7 protein-coding genes are annotated in these 8,083 nt (G+C 69.7%); 1 reads left to right on the forward strand and 6 read right to left on the reverse strand.

The genetic code is table 11. The features are described 5' to 3' along the window. Nucleotides 1-646 precede the first annotated feature (646 nt). Nucleotides 647-1,654 (reverse strand): stage II sporulation protein M, encoded by a 1,008-nt coding sequence (locus GT042_RS06865; RefSeq protein WP_161307808.1) that lies wholly within the window; start codon nucleotides 1,652-1,654, stop codon nucleotides 647-649. 131 nt (nucleotides 1,655-1,785) lie between these two features. Here GT042_RS06865 and GT042_RS06870 point away from each other — a divergent pair, with 131 nt between their 5' ends. Next, nucleotides 1,786-2,685, forward strand: a complete 900-nt coding sequence (locus GT042_RS06870) for an RDD family protein (RefSeq protein WP_345943698.1) — start codon at nucleotides 1,786-1,788, stop codon at nucleotides 2,683-2,685. A 9-nt stretch (nucleotides 2,686-2,694) separates the two neighbouring features. On the opposite strand, the gene GT042_RS06875 is transcribed toward GT042_RS06870, so the two are convergent. The 5 genes from GT042_RS06875 to GT042_RS06895 all read right to left on the reverse strand — a co-directional run. After that, complete coding sequence (locus GT042_RS06875; protein ID WP_161307809.1) at nucleotides 2,695-3,309, reverse strand: hypothetical protein; 615 nt, start codon at nucleotides 3,307-3,309, stop codon at nucleotides 2,695-2,697. A 184-nt stretch (nucleotides 3,310-3,493) separates the two neighbouring features. Continuing rightward, on the reverse strand, nucleotides 3,494-4,951 hold the full coding sequence (gene ahcY / locus GT042_RS06880) for an adenosylhomocysteinase (protein ID WP_161307810.1): 1,458 nt from the start codon (nucleotides 4,949-4,951) through the stop codon (nucleotides 3,494-3,496). A 304-nt stretch (nucleotides 4,952-5,255) separates the two neighbouring features. Next, entirely contained in the window at nucleotides 5,256-6,269 is a 1,014-nt protein-coding gene (locus GT042_RS06885) for a cation diffusion facilitator family transporter (protein ID WP_161307811.1), read from the reverse strand. Nucleotides 6,270-6,356: 87 nt separating this feature from the next. After that, complete coding sequence (gene manA, locus GT042_RS06890) at nucleotides 6,357-7,526, reverse strand: mannose-6-phosphate isomerase, class I (RefSeq protein WP_161307812.1); 1,170 nt, start codon at nucleotides 7,524-7,526, stop codon at nucleotides 6,357-6,359. Nucleotides 7,527-7,657: 131 nt separating this feature from the next. Continuing rightward, the coding region (locus GT042_RS06895; RefSeq protein WP_272925680.1) for an SIS domain-containing protein at nucleotides 7,658-8,083 on the reverse strand (426 nt) is incomplete at its 5' end.

Here is an 8,083-nt window from a genome sequence, read left to right on the forward strand (position 1 = left end):
ACACCACGTAAGAGCCGGGACTGCCAGTCGGAATAAGACCGACAGCCCACAGCGTCCTCGCTGTGTTTTGTTCTTCAAAGGAACCACCAACCCACCAACCACAAGGGTTGAGTAGGCCGGGGTATCAACATATCTGGCGTTGACTTTTGGCACGCTGTTGAGTTCTCAAGGAACGGACGCTTCCTTCGGTCCCGTCTCCGGGGCCCTCCGGGCGCTTCCCTTCGGTATTTCGTGTTCCCGACTCTATCAGATGCTTTCGTATCCGATTTCCCCGGCCGGGCGGGGCTCGCCTTCCAGGTTTCCGCTTTCGCGTTTCCCTTTCCAGCGATTCCGACTCTACCAGACTCATTTCGGCTGTTTTGCCTCAAGAATTCTGGTGGCCTTCGGAGTGGCCTTTGCCTTTCGGCGGAACCGACTTTATCAGAAACACCGAGGTCGATTTCACGGACCTTCGTGCAACTGGGTGTCGGATCGAAGGGGCTCCACAGAGAGTCACTCTCCGTCGGGAGCCGCGTAGATTCTCATGATCGTCCTCGGAACATCTCAACCCCGAGGCAACCGTTCAAATCTACCTCCCCACACAGACCGCGTCAACGTCTCTGTAGGGCGAAGAGGAGACTAACAGGTCCCGGACGCCTCATGCACATCAGGCGGCCACGGGGACCTCGGCGCTCCGGTCCGCCGCCTCCACGTCGCCCACCTCGCCCGCCCGTACCGCTCGGCCGCCGAGGACGTACACGTAAGCCAGGAAGGCGAGTTCGGCCACGATGCCGATGGCGATCCGAGCCCAGGTGGGCAGGCCCGACGGGGTGACGAAGCCCTCGATCACTCCCGACACGAACAGGACCAGCGCGAGTCCGACGGCCATGCCCAGTGCGGCACGGCCCTGTTGGGCCAGGGCGGTGCGGCGGGACTGGGGGCCGGGGTCGATCACGGTCCAGCCGAGGCGGAGGCCCGTACCCGCGGCGATGAACACGGCGGTCAGTTCGAGCAGTCCGTGCGGAAGGATCAGGCCGAGGAAGGTGTCGAGGCGGCCGGCGGACGACATCAGGCCGATGCCGACTCCCAGGTTGAGCACGTTCGTGAAGAGGATCCAGATCACCGGAAGGCACAGGAAGGCCCCCAGCACCAGGCACATGGCCGCCGCCTGTGCGTTGTTCGTCCAGACCTGGGCCGCGAAGGAAGCCGCCGGGTGGCTCGAATAGTACGTCTCGTATTCGCCACCCGGTCGGGTCATCTGGCGCAGATCGTCGGGCGCGCCTATCGCGGACTGGATTTCGGGATGCGCGCCTATCCACCAGCCGATCACCGCGGCCAGGAGTACGGAAAGAAGAGCGGTCGGGATCCACCAGTGCCTGGAGCGGTACACGGCCGCCGGGAAGCCGACCGTCAGGAAGCGGGCGGCGTCGCGCCAGCCGGCGCGCCTGGTGCCGGTCACCGTGGCGCGGGCGCGGGCCACGAGCTGGGTGAGGCGCGTGGTGAGCATGGGGTCGGGCGCGACGGACTGGATCAGCGAGAGGTGGGTCGCCGTGCGCTGGTAGAGGGCGACAAGTTCGTCAGCTTCCACGCCGGTCAACCGACGTCCGCGACGCAGGAGATGATCCAGGCGGTCCCACTCGGCACGGTGGGCTGTCACGAAGACATCGAGGTCCATGGTCGGCTGCTGCTCCAGGCGCTGGGTGCGTACGGTCCGTACTACTACGGCGCGTTGCGTGTCAGCTTGGCAGACTGAGGTCGTCAGCGGCAGGGACGGCCGGCGAAGGCTGGGCGGAAGGGTGGACATCGGTGAATGAGCTTGTGACCGGAGACGCGGTCGTACTGGGGCTGCGCCCGGCGAAGCTGCCGACCCGGGCCCTGGCGATCGCGATCGACCTCGTGCTGACGGTGACCGTCTATCTCCTGGTGTTGGTCGGCATAGGTTTCGCGAGCGGCTCGTTGGACGAGGCCGCTGTCATGGCGCTGACCGTGGCGAGCTTCCTCCTGATCCTGGTGGGGGTGCCGATCGCCGTGGAGACCCTGAGCCACGGCCGGTCGCTCGGCAAACTGGCCTGTGGGCTCAGGGTCGTACGGGACGACGGCGGCCCCATACGGTTCCGGCACGCGCTCGTGCGCGGGGCGATGGGTGTGGTGGAGACCCTGGGGTCGTTCGGGGTCATCTCCTGCATCGCGTCGCTGGTGTCGGCGCGGGGGCGGCGGATCGGGGATGTCTTCGCGGGGACCCTGGTCGTACGGGAACGGGTGCCGAACGCGCCGATGGCGGTTGTCCCGCCTCCCCCGCCGTGGCTTGTCGGGCGCTTCTCCGAGCTGGATCTTTCCGATGTGCCGGACGGTCTGTGGCTGGCGATCCGCCAGTACCTGACCCGGATGACGCAGCTGGACCCGGTGGTGGGCCGGTCGATGGCGCAGCGGTTGGCGGAGGACCTGGCGTCGCGTACGGGAACGCCGGCGCCGGTGGGGGTTCCTCCGGCCGCGTTCCTGGCGGCGGTGGTGAGCGAACGGCAGGCGCGGGACGCCCGGCGGGCTGTGGGTGCGTCCGGCCCGGCCGCCGTGCCCGGCGACTCCTCCGCTCATCCCGCCGCGTCCGCTCCCTCGCCTGTCCCGCCGGCTGTTCCCCCGGTCGTTTCCCCGCCGGCCGCGGCGCCGGCCCCGAAGCCCTCGGCGACCGGCTTCGCGCCGCCTGCCTGAGCCTGTTCGTCAGGGCAGGGTCGAGGGGGGTGTCTCCAGGTCCTCCAGCTCGATGCCGGGCGCCGAGAGGACGACGTCGCCACTGAGGTGCACGGTGTGCTGTTCGCCCGTGTCCAGGGCGCTGACCTGGTACTCGTCCACCATCAGGGGCCCGTTGTCAGTGGCATGCGCTTCACTTGTCATCAAGGCCCAGGACTGGTCCAGCGTGCGGGGGGCGAGGACCGGGTCGGTGAAAGCCACGAGCCGGACGCGGGTCGCGGGCGCGCCGGGGCTGAGGCGCAGGAGACGTGCGGTGGCGACGAGAAAGGCGGGGGATGTGCCGGTGAAGGCGTGGGCGCCGACGTTGCCTTCGGTGGCGTGAACGCCGGAGGGGTCGGTACGGACCCACGTGACGCCGTCGAGAGCGGCGCCGCGGATCCGCCAGCTGGCGGCGTGCAGTTCGAGGCGGATGGGGCGGCCGAGTTCGTCGAGGGCCAGGTCGACGGAGCCCGCGTGGTCGCCTGCGGGGGTGGTGATCTGGGATACGTAGCGCCAGCCGGACGGGCCGGGGGCGCAGTGGAAGTGTTCTTCGCCGAGAGGAGTGTGGTCGTGCGGGTCATGGAGCGAATAACGGCCGCGGGGCATGGGTCCTTCAGGTCTTTCCGGAACGCCGGGACGGTACGCCGGGGCTGATCGTGCGCCCTGCCTGGGGCGCCGCACACGGGACAGGCCCCCGGCACGGGGGTGCGGGGGCCTGTCCGGTGAGGTGTTCGTGGTGCAGGTGTTCACGGCGCCGGTGCTCGTCGTGAACGGTGCACCGGCGGGTGGATCAGTAGCGGTAGTGGTCGGGCTTGTACGGACCCTCGACCTCGACGCCGATGTACGCGGCCTGCTCCGGGCGGAGCGTCGTGAGCTTCACACCGAGCGCGGCGAGGTGGAGGCGGGCGACCTTCTCGTCCAGGTGCTTCGGGAGCACGTAGACGTCGGTCGGGTACTCCTCCGGCTTGGTGAAGAGCTCGATCTGGGCCAGCGTCTGGTCCGAGAACGAGTTCGACATCACGAAGGAGGGGTGGCCGGTCGCGTTGCCGAGGTTCAGCAGGCGGCCTTCGGAGAGGACGATCAGGGTCTTGCCGTCGGGGAACGTCCACGTGTGGACCTGCGGCTTGACCTCGTCCTTGACGATGCCGTCGATCTTCGCGAGGCCGGCCATGTCGATCTCGTTGTCGAAGTGGCCGATGTTGCCGACGATCGCCTGGTGCTTCATCTTGGCCATGTCCGAGGCCATGATGATGTCCTTGTTGCCCGTCGTGGTGACGAAGATGTCCGCGATGGAGACGACGTCGTCGAGCGTGGAGACCTGGTAGCCGTCCATGGCCGCCTGGAGCGCGCAGATCGGGTCGATCTCGGTGATGATCACGCGGGCGCCCTGGCCGCGGAGGGACTCCGCACAGCCCTTGCCGACGTCGCCGTAGCCGAAGACGACCGCGACCTTGCCGCCGATCAGGACGTCGGTGGCGCGGTTGATGCCGTCGATCAGGGAGTGGCGGCAGCCGTACTTGTTGTCGAACTTGGACTTGGTGACCGCGTCGTTGACGTTGATCGCCGGGAAGAGGAGGGTGCCGTCGCGGTGCATCTCGTACAGACGGTGGACACCGGTGGTGGTCTCTTCGGTGACGCCGCGGATCTCGGACGCCAGCTTCGTCCACTTCTGCGGGTTCTCGGAGAGCGTGCGGTTCAGCAGGGTGAGGATGTACGCGTACTCCTCGCTGTCCGCCGTCGCCGGGTCCGGGGCCGCGCCGGCCTTCTCGAACTCGACGCCCTTGTGGACGAGGAGGGTGGCGTCACCACCGTCGTCGAGGATCATGTTCGGGCCGCCGGTGGGCGTGTTGGGCCACGTGAGGGCCTGCTCGGTGCACCACCAGTACTCCTCCAGCGTCTCGCCCTTCCAGGCGAAGACGGGGATGCCCTGGGGGTTGTCCGGGGTGCCCTTGGGGCCGACCGCGATGGCGGCGGCGGCGTGGTCCTGGGTGGAGAAGATGTTGCAGGACGCCCAGCGGACCTCGGCGCCGAGGGCGGCCAGGGTCTCGATGAGGACCGCGGTCTGGACGGTCATGTGCAGGGAGCCGGTGATGCGGGCGCCGGCCAGCGGCTGGGCCGCGGCGAACTCCTCGCGGATCGAGATCAGGCCGGGCATCTCGTGCTCGGCGAGGGTGATCTCCTTGCGGCCGAACTCGGCAAGCGAGAGGTCGGCGACTTTGAAGTCCTGTCGGTTGGCGACAGTCGTCATACGAGCTGCTCCTCGTGAAGGGTGGGTCGAGGGTGTGGATACGTTCGGCTGGCTCTGCGGTGTCCGGGCATACGAATGCCCGAGCGCTCGCGGACCGGTCCGTCGGAGGCCCTCTCTCCCTCGGCCGGTCCGCGTGTGCGGGCCGCCCGACCGCCATCAGCAGCGACGTCTGGCTCTGGGCACGAATCTACACCGATCGGCCCGGCGGCCCACAGTCGATCAGGGAAGCGCTCCAGGGAAAGTCGAGCCGGGACGCCGGGTTCAGGCCGTGTTCGGGTCGTGTTCGCGTCGTGTCGAAAGCGGGTCAGGGGGTGGATTCGGGGGTGGTGCCGGGCGCGGATCCGGGGGTGTGCGCCGGGGTCGGGCCGCCGGGGTGCTTGGCCGGGTTGGTGCCGGCCGCGGCGGCGGTCTCGCTGTAGATGTCCGGTTCCAGGTAGATCACGCGGGCGATCGGGACGGCCTCGCGGATGCGGTTCTCGGCGGCGTTGATGGCCTGGGCGACCTCGCCGGCCGTGTCGTCGTGCTGGACCGCGATCTTGGCGGCGACCAGCAGTTCCTCCGGGCCGAGGTGGAGCGTACGCATGTGGATGATGCCGGTGACGACGTCGCCGTCGACGAGGGCGGCCTTGATCTTCTCGACGTCGCCCGTGCCGGCCGACTCGCCCAGGAGCAGCGACTTCGTCTCGGCGGCGAGGACCAGGGCGATCACGATGAGGAGGATGCCGATGCAGAGGGTGCCGATGCCGTCCCAGACGCCGTCCCCGGTGGCCAGGGCGATACCGACGCCGCAGAGCGCGAGGATCAGGCCCACCAGGGCGCCGAGGTCCTCCAGGAGGACGACGGGGAGTTCGGGGGCCTTCGCGCGGCGGACGAATTCCGTCCAGGAGAGGCTGCCGCGGGTGACGTTGGATTCCTTGATGGCCGTACGGAAGGAGAACGACTCGGCGATGATCGCGAAGACGAGCACCCCGACGGGCCAGTACCAGGCCTCGATCTCGTGCGGGTGCTTGATCTTCTCGTAGCCCTCGTAGATCGCGAACATGCCGCCGACGGAGAAGAGCACGATGGAGACGAGGAACGCGTAGATGTAGCGCTCGCGGCCGTAGCCGAAGGGGTGTTGCGGGGTGGCCTCGCGCTGCGCCTTCTTGCCGCCGACGAGGAGCAGTCCCTGGTTGCCGGAGTCGGCGAGGGAGTGGACGCTCTCGGCGAGCATCGATGACGAGCCACTGAACAGGAACGCCACGAACTTGGCTACTGCGATCGCGAGGTTGGCGGCGAGCGCCGCCACGATCGCCTTGGTTCCGCCTGACGCGCTCATGGGTGCCTGGAGTCCCTTCTTCGGTGGTGCGGCCCTGGCGCCGCGCCACGGCGGCACATTGTTGCAGCCGTCGGCGCGGTCACCCACTCAGACCACAACTGTTGCCCGGAATACGGTTCCGTCACCGGTCAGTTCGGCTTTTTCTCCGGCCGCGACGAAGACCGAGGCCCCCGGGGTGAGGGCGAGGTCGTTCGCGCGGGGCGTGCCGGCCGTGCACAGGAGGATCTGGGGGGTGGGGGCGGTGAGGTCGCGCGGGGCGGCGCCCGGCGCGAGGAGGTAGCGGGACAGCCGGAACTCGTCGGTCGGCGTCTCGTACAGCTCCTCGCCGGTGGCGGAGGCCTCGGGGCGCAGGACGTCGGGTTCGGTCGTCTCGAAGCGCACGATGCGGAGGAGTTCGGGGACGTCGACGTGCTTGGGCGTGAGGCCGCAGCGCAGGACGTTGTCGGAGTTGGCCATGATCTCGACGCCCAGGCCGTTGAGATAGGCGTGCGGGACGCCGGCGCCGAGGAAGAGGGCTTCGCCGGGCTGGAGTTGGACGTGGTTGAGCAGCAGGGCGGCGATGACGCCGGGGTCGCCGGGGTAGTGGTGGGCGATCGAGACGTACGGGGTGTACGGGCCGCCGAGGCGTTCCGCGGCGACGGCGGCCTCGGCGACGGTGGCGGCCATGCCCGCCGGGTCCGCGGCGAGGACGGCGGTGAGGACCTCACGGAGGGCGGCCTCGTGGGGGTGGGCGTGGAGGAGGTCGACGTACGGCTTGAGGGAGTCGACGTCGAGTCCGGCGAGGAGGTCGGCGGCGGCGTCCGGGTCGCGGAAGCCGCAGAGGCCGTCGAACGGGGTGAGGGCGCAGATGAGTTCGGGCTTGTGGTTGGCGTCCTTGTAGTTGCGCTCCGGGGCGTCGATCGGGACGCCGCGGCGCTCCTCGTCGGCGTACCCCTCCTTGGCCTGGGCCAGGTCGGGGTGCACCTGGAGGGAGAGCGGGGATCCCGCGGCGAGGAGTTTGAGGAGGAAGGGCAGGCGGGGGCCGAACTTCTCGACGGTGGCGGCGCCCAGTTCGGCCGCGGGGTCGGCGGCGATGATCTCGTGGAGCGGCTGCTCCCCGGCGCCGCGGCCGCGGTCGGCGCGGGAGGGGGCGCCGGGGTGGGCGCCCATCCACATCTCGGCCTGGGGCTCGTCCGTGGGGGCGATGCCGAGCAGTTCCGGGATGGCGGTCGTGGAGCCCCAGGCGTAGGGGCGCACGGTGTTGGAGAGGCGGTCCATGGCTGTGTCCTTGTACGAGGGAGATGAGGGGCCGGAGGGTGTGACCGGGTGATGGGGCCGGGGGAGGCGCCTGTGGGCAGGGCTCTCGTGCCGGTGAGGGGGTGCTCAGGTCCGGGGGCGGGGTGCGCGCGTCATGCGGGGGCGCCGCCGGCCAGCGTCAGGTAGACGGTGGCGAAGTCGGTGACGGCGATCAGTTCGGCGAGGGCTTCGAGTTCGGTGCCTTCGTCGGGTTCGAGTTCGCTGAGGGGGGTGTCGTGACCGAGGGCCAGTTCGCGGGCGGCCGGGGCGGCGGTCAGGCCGCCGGCGGGGCGGTCGCGCAGGAGGACGATCCGGGGGCGGAGCGTCGGGGGGTCGTCGACCCGGTCGCGGAAGAAGTCGTCGGGGTCCGTCGTGCCGCCGGTCAGGTCGCCGACCAGGAGGGCGGCGTGGGCGGGGAGGGCCTCGGGGAGTTCGGCGGCGAGGGCGGGGCGGCCGGTCAGTTCGGCCAGGACGGCGGCGAAGCGGCGGCCCGCCGGGGCGGTGGCGATGCCCTCGGTCCAGATCAGCGGGAGGCTGTC

The organism is Streptomyces sp. SID3212 (assembly GCF_009865405.1).
Classification (GTDB): Bacteria; Actinomycetota; Actinomycetes; order Streptomycetales; family Streptomycetaceae; genus Streptomyces.

Excerpts from the sequence above, each read along its gene's own strand:
- GT042_RS06865 (WP_161307808.1), bottom strand. The coding sequence starts at position 1,654 with ATGGACCTCGATGTCTTCGTGACAGCCCACCGTGCCGAGTGGGACCGC.
- manA (WP_161307812.1), bottom strand. The coding sequence starts at position 7,526 with ATGGACCGCCTCTCCAACACCGTGCGCCCCTACGCCTGGGGCTCCACG.
- ahcY (WP_161307810.1), bottom strand. The coding sequence starts at position 4,951 with ATGACGACTGTCGCCAACCGACAGGACTTCAAAGTCGCCGACCTCTCG.
- GT042_RS06875 (WP_161307809.1), bottom strand. The coding sequence starts at position 3,309 with ATGCCCCGCGGCCGTTATTCGCTCCATGACCCGCACGACCACACTCCT.
- GT042_RS06885 (WP_161307811.1), bottom strand. The coding sequence starts at position 6,269 with ATGAGCGCGTCAGGCGGAACCAAGGCGATCGTGGCGGCGCTCGCCGCC.